Source organism: Serratia sp. CY55921 (assembly GCF_052167655.1).
GTDB classification, from domain to species: Bacteria; Pseudomonadota; Gammaproteobacteria; order Enterobacterales; family Enterobacteriaceae; genus Serratia; species Serratia ureilytica.
In genome coordinates this window covers 107,238-122,220 of sequence record NZ_JBJNMU010000002.1, presented here as the reverse complement: position 1 = coordinate 122,220, position 14,983 = coordinate 107,238, and the positions used below count along the sequence as shown (strand labels likewise).

The following is a 14,983-nucleotide window of genomic DNA, read 5'->3' as shown; positions in this document are numbered from 1 at the left end:
CGCGGTTGACCGATAATACCCAGGGGTTCAGCTTGCTGAGCCCCTGTTTTTTGGCACCCATCAGGAGGGTGAGATGAAACATCTGAATATCGCCGTGGGCATCATCCGCAATGCTCAACGGGAGATCTTTATTACCCGCCGCGCCGCTGACGCGCACATGGCCGGATTTTGGGAGTTTCCCGGCGGCAAGATCGAACCGGGTGAGACGCCGGAACAGGCGCTGAACCGCGAGCTGCGTGAAGAGACCGGTATCGAAGCCGAGCGGGCCGAACTGCTGGAGGTGGTGGAACATCGCTTCAGCGATCGCATCGTGACGCTGAATTTTTATCTGGTGGAGCATTGGGCGGGCGAGCCGTTTGGCCGTGAGGGGCAGCCGATGCGCTGGGTAAAACAGGCGGAGCTGCGTGAAGACGAGTTCCCGGAAGCCAACGCCGGCATTATCCAACTGCTGGTGGCGCAGGCTGGCGCCGCCCAATAACACTATCGGCCTGGCGTGCGCCAGGCCTTCAATCGGCGATTAGCGGTCGTCGAGTTCGCTCCAGTCCTCACTTTCCGACAGATCGCTGTTGCTCGGAATGCGCTTCTCTTCATCGGCCCACTCGCCAAGATCGATCAGTTGGCAGCGCTTGCTGCAAAACGGCCGGAACGGGCTGACTTCGCCCCAAACCACGCCGGTGCCACAGGTTGGGCATTTCACTACGGTCGTCATAACGGTTCCTTACGCCTTCTGGCGGTGCTGAGAAGGCTTGCTTTCATGAGTTCAACAACAGGCCAGTTCGAACGTCAGGCGTTCAGGCACCATGCCATGTTCGCTGTCCAACGGCAGGAAACGAATGGCATAACGCGTCTTGTGGCCGGAAATTTGCGGATAAAGCTGCGGCGCCAGATGAAGGCGCAGGCGCAGCAGGTCCGCCCCTTCGGCGTTGTCCTGGAAAAAGCCGTTCAGACTGATTTGATTGCGGAACGGCCCCGACTGACGGATCAGATCCAGCACCATGATCAGCGCCTGGTTCAGCGGATCCAGCGACTGCAGCCAGGCGGCGACGTCGGCATCGCGATCCTGCTGCGGCGCATGCATCCACATGTGCAGGGTCGGCAAATCGAAGCTGCAGCAGCCGCCGGGAATGTTCAGACGCTGGCGCACCAGGCCGATCAGCCGGTCTTCACGCAGTGCCTGACCGAGGCGCGGTGCCGCCATCAGCGCCGATGAACGCGACTTCAACTGGCCGCGCAACTGCTCGATCAGCGCCATATCCACGCCCGGCACATCGGCCCAGGCCAACAGTTTTTGCTGCTGACGCTCCAGCTCTTTGAGCAGTTCGGTGCGTACCTCGCCGCGCTCCAGTACGTCCAGCAAATCGGAGACGGTGCGGAAAAAGGTAAGGGCGATGGCGGTTTCGCTCAGGGCGCGCTGGCCGTGCAGCTGTTGCAGTAAAAACTCGATGCGCAGCCAGGTACGCATTTTTTCGTTCAGCGGGTGTTCAAAGAGAACGGTTGGGGAAACATCACTCATGCAGTTTAATCCTGTTGGGGCGCTGTTGCCGCCAGTTCAAGGTAGCGACGATGCAGTGCGGCGACCCGTGGCTCTATCCCCTGAGCGGCGCCGCTGTTGTCAATAATGTCATCCGCCACGGCGAGGCGCTGCTGGCGCGTGGCCTGGGCGGCGAGAATGCTCTGCGCTTGCTCGCGGCTGATGCCGTCGCGCGCGATGGTGCGAGCCAACTGGGTTTCGGTGTCGACGTCGATCACCAGCACCCGATCGGCGCGATCCTGCAGGCCGTTTTCCACCAGCAGCGGCACGACCCACAGCGCGTACGGGCTGGCTGCCTGCGCCAGTTGGCGTTGGGTCTCGCGGTGTATCAGCGGATGCAGCAGTTGGTTCAGCCAGGTTTTATCATCGGGGTGGCTGAAGATGCGCTGACGCAGCGCAGCGCGGTTGAGCGCGCCGTCCGGCAGCAACATTTCATTACCAAATCGCTCGGCGATCGCGGCCAGAGCAGGGGTGCCCGGCTCAACGACCTGACGGGCGATCACGTCGGCATCGACAATGGCTGCGCCGTGGCGCGCAAAGGCGTTCGCAACGGTCGTTTTGCCGCTGCCTATGCCCCCGGTCAACGCAACAATGTAGGCCATGGTGTTAGGTGCATCCGATGTTCATAAAAAAATAATAGACGAATCATAAAGCGATCGCGCAGAAGTGCAAGTCGGCAGGCGGCGCTTGCGCCTCGGCCCCGTTTGGACGGCGAGAAAAAGCGCAGCGGCACGGCAGAAATGAGCGGGCAATCACACTGCGATTATGCAGGTAAATTTGTCGGATTGTAGCGTAAATAAAGGCGAATTCGCAGTCTTGTTCGGCGATTATTAGCGCGTATTATAACGTCACTGGAACTGGCATTACTCTCGCCGTCATCTTTCCGCGCCACGGGAAAGCCGTCGGGCAGAGGTTCGAATATCCTCCTTGCGATCCGTCGCCATTAACCAGGAAATCATAAGTCATGCGTATTGAAGAAGATTTGAAGTTAGGCTTTAAAGACGTGTTGATCCGCCCTAAGCGTTCCACGTTGAAAAGCCGTTCCGAGGTTGAACTGGAACGTCAGTTTACCTTCAAGCATTCAGGTTGCAGCTGGTCCGGCGTGCCGATTATCGCCGCCAACATGGACACGGTGGGCACCTTCCGCATGGCCGAGGCCCTGGCTTCTTTCGACGTTCTCACCGCCGTACACAAACATTACAGCGTCGAGCAATGGGCTGACTTCGTGCAGCGCATGCCGGAATCGGTGCTGCGCCACGTGATGGTGTCCACCGGCACCTCAGAAGCCGACTTCGCCAAAATGCAGCAGATCCTGGCCCTGTCTCCGGCGCTGAAATTCATCTGTATCGACGTGGCCAACGGCTACTCTGAACACTTCGTCGCCTTCCTGCAGAAAGCGCGCGAAGCCTGCCCGAATCACGTCATCTGCGCCGGCAACGTCGTGACCGGCGAGATGGTGGAAGAGTTGATCCTCTCCGGCGCCGACATTGTTAAAGTCGGCATCGGGCCGGGATCGGTATGCACCACCCGCGTGAAGACCGGCGTGGGCTATCCGCAGCTGTCGGCAGTGATCGAATGCGCCGATGCGGCCCACGGGCTGGGCGGCCAAATCGTCAGCGACGGCGGCTGCTCGGTGCCGGGCGATGTCGCCAAAGCCTTCGGCGGCGGCGCGGACTTCGTGATGCTGGGCGGTATGCTGGCCGGCCACGACGAGTGCGAAGGCACCGTGGTGGAAGAGAACGGCGAGAAATTCATGCTGTTCTACGGCATGAGCTCCGAGTCAGCGATGAAGCGCCACGTCGGCGGCGTGGCGGAGTATCGCGCGGCCGAAGGCAAAACCGTCAAGCTGCCGCTGCGAGGCGAGGTGGAGTTCACCGTGCGTGATATCCTCGGCGGCCTGCGTTCCGCCTGCACCTACGTCGGCGCCGAGCGTTTGAAAGAGCTGACCAAGCGCACCACCTTTATCCGCGTGGCGGAGCAGGAAAACCGCGTCTTCGGCAGCAAATAAGCCGCACCTTGCATTCGGGCGCAGCGCACCGCGGCGCCCGCTATCCTTTTACCCTTATCCCAACACGCTGCCCAGTTGAAAGATAGGCAGATACATGGCGATCACCAAAGCGCCGACAATCCCACCTACCACCAGCATCAGCAGCGGCTCCAGCGTTTGCGCCAGCGTATCGGCCAGCTCGTGCGTCTGCCGTTCATACCACTGCGCCAATTTATCCAGCAAGGCGTCCAGCGAACCGGACTCTTCGCCCACCCGCACCAGCTGCCGGCACAGCGGCGGAAACAGCGGTTGCAGGCCCAGGGCATGATGAAAGGCTTCGCCTTCGGCGATCTGCCGTTGCACCTGCTCCAGCGCCTGTTTGTACAGCAGATGGTCAGCCGCCAACGCCGCCGCGTTCAACCCTTCCACCAGCGTCAGCCCGGCGCGTTGGGTCATGGTCAGGATGCGAAATGTTTGGCTCAGCGCGCCGCCGCTCACCAGCCGGGCGATCAGCGGCAGGCGCAGCAAGAGAGCCTGTTCACGTCTGCGCCACGGCGGGCGCGGGTGCAGCCAGCGGCCATAGCCGAACAGCGACGCGCCCAGCAGCAGCGCCAGATAGGGGCCGGTGGCGATCAACTGCGCAGACAATGCCAGCAACCCTTGGGTAAACCAGGGCAGCGGCGCATCGAACGATTGATAAACCTTGGCGAATTCCGGCAGCACCATCACCAGCATCAACACGCTGACCATCAGCGCCACCGCGCAGATGAAGAGGGGATAACGCAGCGCTTTGGTCACCTTGCGGCGCAGCAGCAACTGGGCCTCCTGTTGTTGCGCCAGCTGCAGGCAGCAGCGATCGAGGTTGCCGGTCAGTTCACCGATGGCGATCAGCTGGCGATAGATCAGGGGAAAAATCCCCGGTTGTTCGGCGAGGGTTTCGGAAAGCGGTTGCCCTTCGCGCACCTGGTCGGCCAGCTGGCGCAACAGGCAGCGCCAGGCTGCCGAAGGATGCTCTGCTGCCAGCAACTGCAGCGCATTGACCAGCGGCAACCCCGCCTGCAGCAGAGTGGCGAGCTGGCGGGTGAAGTGGATTAACGGTTCTCCACGCCATTGGCCGGGCGTAACGCGTTTGCCGTGCCCGATTCGGCACGGTTGCAGGCCTTGTTCGATCAGCAACCGGCTCACCTGCCGTTTTTCCTCGCTCATCAGTTCGCCGCGGCGTAAGGCGCCCTGTGCGTCGAAAGCCTGCCAAAGAAACAGCCGGCGCGCTTTCATGGCGCGGCTATGCCAGGCTGGACGACGTCGATCACGCGGTACAGTTCTTCCAGCGAGGTCGTGCCTTCGGCGGCCAGCGCCAGGCCCGCGTGCAGCAGCGAAAGCTGCCCCTGTTCGCGGGCGATATCCGCCAGCAGACTGGGAGCGGCGTTCGCCAGCAATGCCGCCTGTATTTCCGGCGTAATGGCCAACAGTTCATACACGCCGATGCGCCCATAGTAACCGCCGAAGCAATGCTCGCAGCCATCGGCGCGCCAGACAGTGAGCGGTTCCGGCCAGATCGCGCTGGGAAAATGCGTCGGCTGGCTGTGCGGATAGCGGCAGTGGCGGCACAGTCTGCGCACCAACCGCTGCGCGACGATCAGCTTCAGACAGCCGGCGAGCAGGTAGCCGGGGATCCCCATGTGCATCAGCCGCGTCAGGGTTTCGCCGGTAGAGTTGGTATGCAGCGTCGACAGCACCAGGTGGCCGGTTTGCGCGGCCTTGACCGCGATCTCGGCGGTTTCCGCATCGCGGATCTCGCCGATCATGATGACGTCTGGATCCTGGCGCAGCAGGGCGCGCAGCACCCGGGCGAAGCTCAGCTCGGTTTTGGCGTTGATCTGGGTCTGATTAACGCCGAACAGCGGGATCTCGACCGGATCCTCGACGCTGCACAGGTTGCTCTGCGCATCGTTCAACTGGCGCAGACCGCTGTACAGCGTCACCGTTTTGCCGCTGCCGGTCGGGCCGGTCACCAGGATCAACCCTTGCGGGCAGGCCAGCGCCGTCGCGTAGCGCGCCAGATCCGCCCGGCTCATGCCTAACTGATCCAGCGGCAGTTCTTGTTGCTCGCCCTGCTGAACGCGCAGCACCACCTTTTCGCCGTGCAGCGTCGGCAGAGTGGCGATACGCATGGCATAGCGCGCGCTGTCCAGCGTCAGGCTGAGCTGCCCGTCCTGAGGCTGACGGCGCTCGGCGATATCCAACTGGCCGAGGATCTTCAGCCGGGCGACGAGGCGCGCGGCCAGCTGCGGCGGCGGTGAGGCGAGGGTTTGCAGCACGCCGTCGATGCGCAGACGAATGCGAAAATGCTGCCGAAAAGGCTCGAAGTGGATGTCCGAGGCGCGGCGCTGGATGGCCAGGCGCAGCGTCTGGTTGATGAATTGCACCACCGGCGCATCGCCGTCGTCGGGGTAGGCGATGTCGGTTGTGTCCTCTTCGGCCGCCAGCGGCGCCGAGAGCGGTTCGTGGCGCTGGTTAAGCGCCAGCTCCAACCTGGCCGCCGGCCATTGTTCCAGATGGATGCGTTTGCCGGTGGCGAAACGCAGCGCCGCCAGCAGCCCCTGCGGCGCTTCTTCGCTGAGCGCGACCGTCAGGGTGGTCGGGTCCTCGCTCAACGCCAGCGCCTGATAGCGCCGACACAGGGTGTGAACCTCTTCGCTGATTTGCGCGTTCATCGCCGTTACTCCGCCGCGTCGTCGAAGCGGAAGACTTCCCGGCACACCTCAACCAGCGTCGCGTTTTCGCTGCTGCACAGCCGGGTCCAGCGGGTCAGCCCATCGGCGTTCGACTTGGGGGTTAACGCCACCGCCAGCCCCTGCAGAGTTTGGGTGCCGGTCAGCGTGATTACGCCTTTAACGACTTTCACCCCGCTGACGTAACGCGCCGCGCCGCCGGTGGAAATGCCTTTGCTGCCTGCTTCACAGCCGGCGGGCGCGCCTTCATCCAGTACGCACAGCTCGACCGCCAGCTTATACGGCGCCATGGTTTGCAGCATGTCGGTCATCGCCGCTTTCTGGATGTAGCGCTGGTAGGCGGGAATGCCGATGGCGCTGAGGATGGCGATGATGGCGATCACCACCATCAGTTCGATCAGGCTAAAGCCGCGTTGCGTTTCCATGCGTTGTTTCCTCCATAAGGGTGTGGAAGACAACGGTAGCGGTTTGCGCGGGGGAACGGCGAGCGGGTTTTACGCGTTTCTCGGCGTACTTCCATCAGTATTGATGTCGTTTGCAGCGGAGGAAAAAACGGTGCGAGGGGCTTCGCAAATCTGCGTTAACGCCCCCGGCGGCGGCCGGGGGCGAGGGGATCATTTGAAGCGCATCGACAGATCGAGCGCGGTCACATGTTTGGTCAGCGCGCCGACCGAAATGTAATCCACGCCGGTCTCGGCGAAGGTGCGCAGCGTCTCGCTGGTGACGTTGCCGGACACCTCCAGCTGGGCGCGGCCCTGGGTTTGGGCGACCGCCTGACGCATCATCTCGACGCTGAAGTTGTCCAGCATGATGATGTCGGCGCCGGCGTCCAGCGCCTGCTGCAGCTCATCGAGCGACTCGACTTCCACTTCCACCGGCACGTCGGCGTGCAGCCAGAAGGCTTTTTCCACCGCGTTTTTGATCGAGCCGGAGGCGATGATGTGGTTTTCCTTGATCAGGAAGGCATCGGACAGCCCCAGCCGGTGGTTGCTGCCGCCCCCGCACAGCACGGCGTATTTCAGCGCGGTGCGCAGGCCGGGCAAGGTCTTGCGGGTATCGAGCAGGCGAGTCTGGGTGCCTTCCAGCAGAGCCACGTAGCGGCTGACCTCGGTCGCCACGCCGGAGAGCATCTGCACGAAGTTCAGCGCGGTGCGCTCGCCGGTCAACAGCACCCGCGCAGGGCCGCGCAGCCGGCAAAGCGGTTGGTTCGGTATCAGACGGTCGCCGTCTGCCACCAGCCACTCCACCTGCACCTGGTTGCCCAACTGAATAAAGACTTCGTTCAGCCAGCGGCGGCCGCAGAACACGCCGGCTTCGCGGGTAATGACGGTGGCTTCGGCCTGCTTGTCCGCCGGTAACAATTGCGCGGTAATATCGCGCCCGGCGTCAACTTCACCTCCCAGGTCTTCGCGCAGCGCCTGGGCGACGGAATAGGGAATATCACTTTCAATACGTTCAAGAAGCTCGGTGCGGCGACGGTCGGCACTGTAGCGGCGTGTCGGCATGGAAAACTCCGAAATGGACGGTTAGTTCGTAGGGGAACATGCTACTCTGTTGCAGGAATAAGTACCACCGCAGAGAGGTGTCTGATGCAGTTGGAAAATGGCTGGATTGTCGGGGTGACGCGAGTGGTTTCGCCGCACTGCGATCGGCGCCCGGATGACGAGCCGCCCTCGCTGCTGGTCATCCATAACATCAGCCTGCCGCCCGGCGAATTCGGTGGCCCCTATATCGACCAGCTGTTCACCGGCACGCTCGATCCCGCGCAGCACCCTTATTTCGCCGAGATCCATCAGCTGCGAGTGTCTGCGCACTGTCTGATCCGCCGCGACGGGGAGATCGTGCAGTATGTGCCCTTCGACCAGCGCGCGTGGCACGCGGGCGTTTCTCTGTATCAGGGGCGCGAACGGTGCAACGATTTCTCCATCGGCATCGAGCTGGAAGGCACCGACCAGTTAGCCTACACCGAGGCGCAATATCGCACGCTGCAGGCGGTCACCGCGCTGCTGGCCGAACACTATCCGCCGTTGGCGGCGCATATCGCCGGGCATTGCGATATCGCCCCCGGCCGCAAAACCGATCCCGGGCCGGCGTTCGATTGGGATCGCTATCTGGCATCTCTGGAACAACGCGGCGCGCCCGCCGACGCTATGCTTGAGACAAGAAAAAGGGAGAGGAATCGCTAATGACGCTGTTTACGCTGTTGCTGGTTTTGGCCTGGGAGCGCCTGTTCAAGCTGGGGGAACACTGGCAGCTGGATCATCGCCTCGAAGTGGTATTTCAGCGGCTGCATCGGGTTTCGCTGGCGCAGACGCTGGCGATGACCGCCGCCTGGATGGTGATCGTCTGGGGCGTTCTGTGGTTGTCGCACGGGTTATTCTTCGGCGTGGTGACGCTGCTGCTGTGGATCGTCATCGATCTGCTGTGCGTCGGCGCCGGCATCAAGCGCAAACACTATCGCGCCTACCTGAAAGCGGCGCGGCAGGGGGATACCCATGCCAGCGATCAGATGGCGGAAGAGCTGGCGTTGATCCACGGTTTGCCGGTGGACTGCAGTGAAGAGCTGCGCCTGCGCGAGCTGCAAAACGCGCTGCTGTGGATCAACTTCCGTTATTACCTGGCGCCGCTGTTCTGGTTCGTGGTCTTTGGGCCGTACGGGCCGATCGCGCTGGCGGGATATGCCTTCCTGCGCGCCTATCAAACCTGGCTGGCGCGCCACAATACGCCGCTGGAGCGTTCGCAGTCGGGCATTGATCATCTGCTGAACTGGCTGGACTGGATCCCGGTGCGTTTGGCCGGGGTGGCCTATGCGTTGTTCGGCCACGGCGAGCGCGCGTTGCCGGCCTGGTTCGCCTCACTCGGCGATCGGCATTCGTCGTCGTATCAGGTGTTGACGCGGCTGGCGCAGTTCTCGCTGGCGCGCGATCCGCATATGGACCCGGTGCAAACGCCGCGGGCGGCGGTGACGCTGGCGCGCAAGGTGACGATGATCATCGTGGTGGTGGTGGCGCTGTTGACCATTTACGGCACGCTGCTGTAAACCGCCGTGAAAAACAAAACGGGCGCCTCGGCGCCCGTTTCTTTTTGGCCATCCGGCCGGGATTACAGCTTGGCGAAGCAGCGACGCGCGGCGTCGATGGTGCGCTGGATGTCTTCCTTGCTGTGCGCCACGGACATGAAACCCGCTTCGAAGGCGGACGGCGCGAGATACACCCCCTCTTCCAGCATCAGGTGGAAGAAGCGCTTGAAGCGTTCCACGTCGCACTGCATCACGTCCTGGTAGCAGGTGACCGCCGGCGCGTCGGTGAAGAACAGGCCGAACATGCCGCCGACGTTGTTGACCACCAATGGAATATTCTCTTCCTGCGCCGCGTGCAGCAGGCCAGCGGCCAGCATCTCGGTCAGTTCGGTCAGCGTCTGGTGCACGCCAACCTGCGACACTTCGGTCAGGCAAGCGTAGCCCGCCGCCATGGCGATCGGGTTGCCGGACAGGGTGCCCGCCTGGTAGACCGGGCCGGTCGGCGCCAGCGCGTCCATCACCTCGCGACGGCCGCCGAAGGCGCCCACCGGCATGCCGCCGCCGATGATTTTTCCGAGGCAGGTCAGATCCGGCTCGACGCCGTAATAGGATTGCGCGCCGGCCAGCGCGACGCGGAAGCCGGTCATCACTTCGTCGATGATCAAGAGCGCGCCGTACTTGTCGCACAGGGCGCGCAGGCCCGGCAGGAATTCCGGCAGCGGCGGCACGCAGTTCATGTTGCCGGCGACCGGCTCGACGATGATACAGGCGATCTCGGACGGGTACTGTTCGAAGGCGGCGCGCACCGAATCCAGATCGTTATAGGTGCAGGTCAGGGTGTGTTTGGCGAAGTCGGCCGGCACGCCCGGTGAGTTCGGCTGGCCGAGGGTCAGCGCGCCGGAGCCGGCTTTCACCAGCAGGCAGTCGGCGTGGCCGTGGTAGCAGCCTTCGAACTTGATGATTTTATCGCGGTTGGTGTAGCCGCGCGCCAGGCGGATAGCGCTCATGGTGGCTTCGGTGCCCGAGTTCACCATGCGCACCATATCCATCGTCGGCACCAGTTCGGTGACCAGCTGCGCCATTTTGACTTCCATCTCGGTCGGCGCGCCGAAGCTCAGGCCGCGCTGCGCCGCTTCAATCACCGCGTCGCGGATCGCCGGGTGGTTATGCCCCAGCACCATCGGCCCCCAGGAACCGACATAGTCGATATAGGCCTTGCCGTCGGCATCGAACAGGTAAGCCCCGTCTGCGCGCTCGATAAACAGCGGCACACCGCCCACGCCGGTGAATGCACGCACCGGAGAGTTTACCCCGCCGGGGATCAACTGTTGCGCCTGGGCGTACAGACTTTCGGACTTGCTGTGTAGGCTCATAAATCGGCTCCTGGATTCTCTTTTGAATGATTTGACCGCGCTATTCTAGAGGAGAGCGCCGCGTTATGAAACGATCACAGTCAGATACCATTAACGGCAGCGCCCGCCGCCGGGTTGGGGTAGAATTATCGCCCTGCCTATTTGTATTACAAATTACCTGACGAATCACTCGCGATGACAGAATCACAATCACAGCCAGTCGGGACGTTGAGCCCGCGTCTTAGCCGCAGCGATGCGGTGCGCCAGTTTATCCGCCGCGATAAAACGCCGGTGGCGATCCTGTTGATGGCCGCGCTGGTGGGGACGCTGGCCGGTTTGCTCGGCGTGGCCTTCGATAAAGCGGTGGAGTGGGTGCAGCAGCAGCGGCTGGCTTCGCTGGCGCAGGTCGCCGACTTCTGGATCCTGGTGTGGCCGCTGGCGTTTATCTTGTCCGCCGCGCTGGCGGCGCTGGGTTATTACCTGGTGCGGCGCTTTGCGCCTGAGGCTGGCGGTTCGGGCATTCCGGAGATCGAAGGCGCGCTGGAGGAGCTGCGGCCGGTGCGCTGGTGGCGCGTGATACCGGTGAAATTCATCGGCGGCATGGGAACGCTGGGGGCGGGCATGGTGCTGGGGCGCGAAGGGCCTACGGTACAGATGGGCGGCAACGTCGGGCGCATGGTATTGGACGTGCTGCGCATTCGCGGCGCCGAGGCGCGCCATTCGCTGCTGGCGACCGGGGCCGCCGCCGGGCTGTCCGCCGCGTTCAACGCGCCGCTGGCCGGCATTCTGTTTATCATCGAAGAGATGCGGCCGCAGTTTCGCTACAACCTGATCTCGATTAAAGCGGTGTTTATCGGCGTTATCATGTCGAGCGTGGTGTTCCAGCTGTTCAACGGCCAAGGCTCGGTGATCGCGGTCGGCAAACTCGCCTCGGCGCCCATCAACACCTTGTGGCTCTATCTGGTGCTGGGCGCGATATTCGGCGCGGTGGGTGTGGGATTCAACGCGCTGATCTTTCGCACTCAGGACATGTTCGCGCGCCTGCACGGCGGCAGAATGCGCAATGTGCTGCTGATGGGCGGGCTGCTCGGCGGCGTGTGCGGCATTCTGGGGCTGATCCAGCCGGAGGCGGCGGGCGGCGGCTTTGGGCTGATCCCGATCGCCGCGGCGGGCAATTACAGCGTCGGCATGTTGATGTTCATTTTCATTACCCGCATCTTCACCACGCTGCTGTGCTTCGGTTCCGGCGCGCCGGGCGGCATCTTTGCGCCGATGCTGGCGCTGGGCACGCTGTTCGGCACCGCCTTCGGGCTGGCGGGGGCGCATTTGTTCCCGCAGTACGGCATCGAGGCGGGCACTTTCGCCATCGCCGGCATGGGGGCGTTGTTCGCCGCCACGGTGCGCGCCCCGCTGACCGGTATCGTGTTGGTGCTGGAAATGACCGACAACTACCAGCTGATTTTACCGATGATCATCACCTGCCTCGGCGCTACGGTGGTGGCGCAACTGCTCGGCGGCAAGCCGCTGTATTCGTCGATCCTGGCGCGCACCCTGCAACGGCAGGAGGCGCAGTTGGCGCGGGAAGCGGCGGAGAAAACAAGTAAAGAAAATACAACAAATGCGGTGAATACTTGAACGCAACACTCAGGTATCGGATAATCGTTAATATTAATCAGGCAGCCCTGGTCGCGATCTGATGCTGAACAATGTTGGGAGTAAAGAGTATGAGTGATGAAACGGCACTGCCCCTGCAATTTACCGAGGCAGCAGCAAACAAGGTCAAGTACCTGATTGCTGACGAAGAAAATCCGAACCTGAAGTTGCGGGTTTACATTACCGGCGGCGGCTGCAGCGGATTCCAGTACGGTTTCACTTTTGACGACAAGGTCAACGATGGCGACATGACCATCGAGAAGCAGGGCGTGGCGCTGGTGGTCGATCCGATGAGCCTGCAGTATCTGGTTGGCGGTTCGGTGGACTACACCGAAGGGCTGGAAGGATCGCGCTTCGTGGTGACCAACCCGAATGCCAAAACCACCTGCGGTTGCGGTTCGTCGTTCAGCATCTGAGTTTGCCTGTCAGAATATCAACCCGCTCGCTTTCCGGCCGGCGGGTTTTTTTATGCCTACCACTCCACGAGGATCACTGCCACGCCGTTCTCCTGGGCCGGTGGGCTGTGGATGATATTCGGCTGTGCCGTCGCGTGGCTGCATTCGCCCCGCAGGGCGGCGGCTCAGCGTTCGAGAATAAAGGCGGGCAGCTTGAGGTGCCAGCGGATGGCCGCCAGCCGAATGGCCAGCGTGATGACCATGCCCAGCATCATGGCTTGTTGCAGCGGCATGTTGAAGGTGTAAAACGCCGTGGCGTGCGCGATGCCGCCGATGATACAGGCGGTGGCGTAAATTTCGGTGCGCAGGATCATCGGGATCTCGCGCGCCAGCACGTCGCGGATAATGCCGCCGCCGACGCCGGTGATCACCCCCATGCAGATCGCCACCAGCGGGCCGGTACCGGCCGCGAAAGCCTTGTTGACGCCGATGCCGACGAACACCGCCAGCCCGACGGCATCGAGCACCGGCAGCACCCATTTCGGCAGGCGGCGCGGCTGGCGCACCAGCAGCAGCGTCAATACGCAGGTGATCATCGCCACCACCAGATCGGTGGGATCCTTGACCCAGAACACCGGGCCGTTGGCCAGCGCCATATCGCGGATGGTGCCGCCGCCGACCGCGGTAACCACGCCCAACACCAACACGCCGAACGGATCCATGCGCAGTTTGCCGGCCAGCAGTACGCCGGAGACGGCGAACACCGCCGTACCGAGAATATCCAACCAGAACACCAGCATCAGCGGATCTCCGCCAGCTGGCGGCACAGTTGCTGCGCCGCCAACAGCAGCCGCGGGCCGCCGCGATTGAACCAGTCTTCATTCAGCGCGATCACCGGCACCTGCAGCTGCGGCGCCCAGAAGGCTTTCACATTGGCGGCCTCTTTCGCGCCGCCGGTGATGACGATGGCCTGGGGTTGGCGCGCCAGCACCTGCTCGCGGCTGATCTGCGGCCAAGGCGTGCGGCTGTCGGCGAAGACGTTCTGCGCGCCGCACAGCGCCAACACCTGGCTCTGCAGCGTGGCGCCGGAGCTGGTGAACAGCGGCTGGGTGCCGAACTGCAGCAACACGCGTCGCGGAGGATTATCGGCGTACTGTTGTCTGAGAGCAGCGAACTGACGGCGAAGGCCGGCGGCGGCCTGATGCGCCTGGTCCGGGTGCGGGCTGTATTGCGCCAGCTTATCCAGCAAGCCGGCGATCCCTTCGAGATTATCGGCGTCCGCATAGAAGATCGGGATGCCGAATGCGGCGAGCTGATCCAGCACGCGCTGCGGATTGCCGCCGCGCCAGGCGAGGATCAGATCCGGCTTGAGCGCCAGCACCCGCTCCAGATTGATGCCCTGCCAGGAGGCCACCTGCTCCAGCCTGGCGGCCTGCGGCGGATAATCGGAATAGGCGCTCGCCGCCACCAGCACCTCGCCCATGCCGGCGGCATAGGCGAGTTCGGTCGCATTGGGCGCCAGGCTGATCACTCGCTGGGCGGCCCCGGCCGGCAGGGCTAGCCAGAACGCCAGCAGCCAGAGCGCCGAGGTGAAGCGCAGCCTCACATCAACCGCGCTTGGCCAGGGTTTGCAGCATGGCGTTGACCATCAGCGTAGACTGCTTGGCCGCTACCACCAGGAACTCGTCAAAGCTCATGTGCGACTCGCTGTCGGCGACGTCGGAAATGGCGCGCACCACCACGAACGGCGTGCCGAACAGATGGCAGACGTGGGCGATCGCCGCGGCTTCCATTTCCACGGCGGCGACGCGCGGGAAGGTGGCGCGGATGCGCGCCAGCGGCTCGGCGCCGTTGATGAAGGCGTCACCGCTGCAGATCAGGCCGCGCACCGCGTGCAGATCCAGCTGTTTGATGCAGCTTTCCGCCAGCGCGATCAGTGCGTCGTCGGCGACGAACGCCGCCGGGCAGCCGGCCATCTGGCCCGGCTCGTAGCCGAAGGCGGTGACGTCGGCGTCGTGGTAGCGCACTTCTTCCGACACTACGATATCGCCCACGCGCAGCGTGCTGGCCAGGCCGCCGGCGGAGCCGGTATTGATCACCACGTCCGGGCTGCAGTGCTCCAGCAGCAGGGTGGTGCCCATGGCTGCGGAGACTTTGCCGATGCCGGATTTCAGCAGGGCCACTTCAACGCCGCCGATCTGGCCGGTGTAGATTTCGCAGCCCGCGCGCTGGATGGTTTGACGGTTTTCGATTTGATCGCGCAGCAGGGTGACTTCCTGCTCCATTGCGCCGATGATGCCTACTTTCATAAATA

17 protein-coding genes and 1 pseudogene are annotated in these 14,983 nt (G+C 63.0%); 7 read left to right on the top strand and 11 right to left on the bottom strand.

Features of this window, described 5'->3' with window-relative positions; genetic code table 11:
- The first annotated feature begins 73 nt into the window (after window positions 1-73).
- The gene (mutT, locus tag ACJ8M3_RS14435) at window positions 74-478 is read left to right on the top strand and encodes an 8-oxo-dGTP diphosphatase MutT (protein WP_033651668.1); all 405 of its coding nucleotides are present in this window, start codon (window positions 74-76) and stop codon (window positions 476-478) included.
- A gap of 39 nt (window positions 479-517) precedes the next feature.
- On the opposite strand, the gene yacG is transcribed toward mutT, so the two are convergent.
- Complete coding sequence (yacG, locus tag ACJ8M3_RS14430; protein ID WP_025301578.1) at window positions 518-709, bottom strand: DNA gyrase inhibitor YacG; 192 nt, start codon at window positions 707-709, stop codon at window positions 518-520.
- Window positions 710-760: 51 nt separating this feature from the next.
- Window positions 761-1,501, bottom strand: a pseudogene (gene zapD / locus ACJ8M3_RS14425) (cell division protein ZapD); the annotation flags it as partial.
- Between zapD and ACJ8M3_RS14420 the strand changes: the two are divergent.
- Window positions 1,389-1,619, top strand: coding sequence for a hypothetical protein (locus ACJ8M3_RS14420; protein WP_227414610.1), 231 nt, complete (start codon window positions 1,389-1,391; stop codon window positions 1,617-1,619). The pseudogene zapD and the gene ACJ8M3_RS14420 overlap by 113 nt on opposite strands.
- Here the strand turns inward: ACJ8M3_RS14420 and coaE are convergent.
- Window positions 1,519-2,133, bottom strand: coding sequence for a dephospho-CoA kinase (gene coaE, locus ACJ8M3_RS14415; RefSeq protein ID WP_025301580.1), 615 nt, complete (start codon window positions 2,131-2,133; stop codon window positions 1,519-1,521). The genes ACJ8M3_RS14420 and coaE overlap by 101 nt on opposite strands.
- 362 nt (window positions 2,134-2,495) lie before the next feature.
- On the opposite strand from coaE, the gene ACJ8M3_RS14410 reads away from it, so the two are divergent.
- On the top strand, window positions 2,496-3,539 hold the full coding sequence (locus tag ACJ8M3_RS14410; protein ID WP_015376656.1) for a GMP reductase: 1,044 nt from the start codon (window positions 2,496-2,498) through the stop codon (window positions 3,537-3,539).
- Between the two features lie 54 nt (window positions 3,540-3,593).
- On the opposite strand, the gene hofC is transcribed toward ACJ8M3_RS14410, so the two are convergent.
- From hofC to nadC, 4 genes are all read right to left on the bottom strand, one after another.
- Complete coding sequence (hofC, locus tag ACJ8M3_RS14405; RefSeq protein ID WP_033651666.1) at window positions 3,594-4,793, bottom strand: protein transport protein HofC; 1,200 nt, start codon at window positions 4,791-4,793, stop codon at window positions 3,594-3,596.
- A complete protein-coding gene (gspE, locus tag ACJ8M3_RS14400; RefSeq protein ID WP_089196586.1) occupies window positions 4,790-6,232 on the bottom strand; it encodes a type II secretion system protein GspE in 1,443 nt (480 codons plus the stop codon). Before gspE ends, hofC begins: the two co-directional genes overlap by 4 nt.
- 5 nt (window positions 6,233-6,237) lie before the next feature.
- Window positions 6,238-6,675 carry a prepilin peptidase-dependent pilin gene (gene ppdD / locus ACJ8M3_RS14395; protein WP_442514701.1) on the bottom strand — a complete coding sequence of 146 codons (438 nt, stop codon included), beginning with the start codon at window positions 6,673-6,675 and terminating at the stop codon, window positions 6,238-6,240.
- Between the two features lie 189 nt (window positions 6,676-6,864).
- Window positions 6,865-7,755 (bottom strand): carboxylating nicotinate-nucleotide diphosphorylase, encoded by an 891-nt coding sequence (nadC, locus tag ACJ8M3_RS14390; protein WP_025301584.1) that lies wholly within the window; start codon window positions 7,753-7,755, stop codon window positions 6,865-6,867.
- 84 nt (window positions 7,756-7,839) lie between these two features.
- Between nadC and ampD the strand changes: the two genes are divergently transcribed.
- Both ampD and ampE read left to right on the top strand, forming a co-directional pair.
- Window positions 7,840-8,436, top strand: coding sequence for a 1,6-anhydro-N-acetylmuramyl-L-alanine amidase AmpD (gene ampD, locus ACJ8M3_RS14385; protein WP_025301585.1), 597 nt, complete (start codon window positions 7,840-7,842; stop codon window positions 8,434-8,436).
- Complete coding sequence (gene ampE, locus ACJ8M3_RS14380; protein WP_033631795.1) at window positions 8,436-9,290, top strand: beta-lactamase regulator AmpE; 855 nt, start codon at window positions 8,436-8,438, stop codon at window positions 9,288-9,290. The genes ampD and ampE overlap by 1 nt, the downstream gene beginning before the upstream one ends.
- A gap of 62 nt (window positions 9,291-9,352) precedes the next feature.
- Here ampE and hemL read toward each other — a convergent pair whose 3' ends face one another.
- Window positions 9,353-10,642 (bottom strand): glutamate-1-semialdehyde 2,1-aminomutase, encoded by a 1,290-nt coding sequence (gene hemL, locus ACJ8M3_RS14375; protein WP_015376661.1) that lies wholly within the window; start codon window positions 10,640-10,642, stop codon window positions 9,353-9,355.
- A 174-nt stretch (window positions 10,643-10,816) separates the two neighbouring features.
- Between hemL and clcA the strand changes: the two genes are divergently transcribed.
- Both clcA and erpA read left to right on the top strand, forming a co-directional pair.
- Window positions 10,817-12,256, top strand: a complete 1,440-nt coding sequence (gene clcA, locus ACJ8M3_RS14370) for a H(+)/Cl(-) exchange transporter ClcA (protein WP_033641864.1) — start codon at window positions 10,817-10,819, stop codon at window positions 12,254-12,256.
- 89 nt (window positions 12,257-12,345) lie between these two features.
- On the top strand, window positions 12,346-12,690 hold the full coding sequence (gene erpA / locus ACJ8M3_RS14365; protein WP_033641865.1) for an iron-sulfur cluster insertion protein ErpA: 345 nt from the start codon (window positions 12,346-12,348) through the stop codon (window positions 12,688-12,690).
- A 164-nt stretch (window positions 12,691-12,854) separates the two neighbouring features.
- Here erpA and ACJ8M3_RS14360 read toward each other — a convergent pair whose 3' ends face one another.
- The 3 genes from ACJ8M3_RS14360 to mtnN are packed head-to-tail and all read right to left on the bottom strand — an operon-like array spanning window position 12,855 to window position 14,978.
- A complete protein-coding gene (locus ACJ8M3_RS14360; protein ID WP_033641866.1) occupies window positions 12,855-13,469 on the bottom strand; it encodes a TRIC cation channel family protein in 615 nt (204 codons plus the stop codon).
- Window positions 13,469-14,275, bottom strand: a complete 807-nt coding sequence (btuF, locus tag ACJ8M3_RS14355) for a vitamin B12 ABC transporter substrate-binding protein BtuF (protein WP_046688235.1) — start codon at window positions 14,273-14,275, stop codon at window positions 13,469-13,471. The genes ACJ8M3_RS14360 and btuF overlap by 1 nt, the downstream gene beginning before the upstream one ends.
- 1 nt (window position 14,276) lies before the next feature.
- Complete coding sequence (gene mtnN / locus ACJ8M3_RS14350; RefSeq protein ID WP_019455094.1) at window positions 14,277-14,978, bottom strand: 5'-methylthioadenosine/S-adenosylhomocysteine nucleosidase; 702 nt, start codon at window positions 14,976-14,978, stop codon at window positions 14,277-14,279.
- Window positions 14,979-14,983 lie beyond the last annotated feature (5 nt).

Bases quoted from the DNA above. Each gene is read 5' to 3' on its own strand.
- mutT (WP_033651668.1), top strand. From the start codon at position 74: ATGAAACATCTGAATATCGCCGTGGGCATCATCCGCAATGCTCAACGG.
- yacG (WP_025301578.1), bottom strand. From the start codon at position 709: ATGACGACCGTAGTGAAATGCCCAACCTGTGGCACCGGCGTGGTTTGG.
- ACJ8M3_RS14420 (WP_227414610.1), top strand. From the start codon at position 1,389: ATGGCGGTTTCGCTCAGGGCGCGCTGGCCGTGCAGCTGTTGCAGTAAA.
- coaE (WP_025301580.1), bottom strand. From the start codon at position 2,133: ATGGCCTACATTGTTGCGTTGACCGGGGGCATAGGCAGCGGCAAAACG.
- ACJ8M3_RS14410 (WP_015376656.1), top strand. From the start codon at position 2,496: ATGCGTATTGAAGAAGATTTGAAGTTAGGCTTTAAAGACGTGTTGATC.
- hofC (WP_033651666.1), bottom strand. From the start codon at position 4,793: ATGAAAGCGCGCCGGCTGTTTCTTTGGCAGGCTTTCGACGCACAGGGC.
- gspE (WP_089196586.1), bottom strand. From the start codon at position 6,232: ATGAACGCGCAAATCAGCGAAGAGGTTCACACCCTGTGTCGGCGCTAT.
- ppdD (WP_442514701.1), bottom strand. From the start codon at position 6,675: ATGGAAACGCAACGCGGCTTTAGCCTGATCGAACTGATGGTGGTGATC.
- nadC (WP_025301584.1), bottom strand. From the start codon at position 7,755: ATGCCGACACGCCGCTACAGTGCCGACCGTCGCCGCACCGAGCTTCTT.
- ampD (WP_025301585.1), top strand. From the start codon at position 7,840: ATGCAGTTGGAAAATGGCTGGATTGTCGGGGTGACGCGAGTGGTTTCG.
- ampE (WP_033631795.1), top strand. From the start codon at position 8,436: ATGACGCTGTTTACGCTGTTGCTGGTTTTGGCCTGGGAGCGCCTGTTC.
- hemL (WP_015376661.1), bottom strand. From the start codon at position 10,642: ATGAGCCTACACAGCAAGTCCGAAAGTCTGTACGCCCAGGCGCAACAG.
- clcA (WP_033641864.1), top strand. From the start codon at position 10,817: ATGACAGAATCACAATCACAGCCAGTCGGGACGTTGAGCCCGCGTCTT.
- erpA (WP_033641865.1), top strand. From the start codon at position 12,346: ATGAGTGATGAAACGGCACTGCCCCTGCAATTTACCGAGGCAGCAGCA.
- ACJ8M3_RS14360 (WP_033641866.1), bottom strand. From the start codon at position 13,469: ATGCTGGTGTTCTGGTTGGATATTCTCGGTACGGCGGTGTTCGCCGTC.
- mtnN (WP_019455094.1), bottom strand. From the start codon at position 14,978: ATGAAAGTAGGCATCATCGGCGCAATGGAGCAGGAAGTCACCCTGCTG.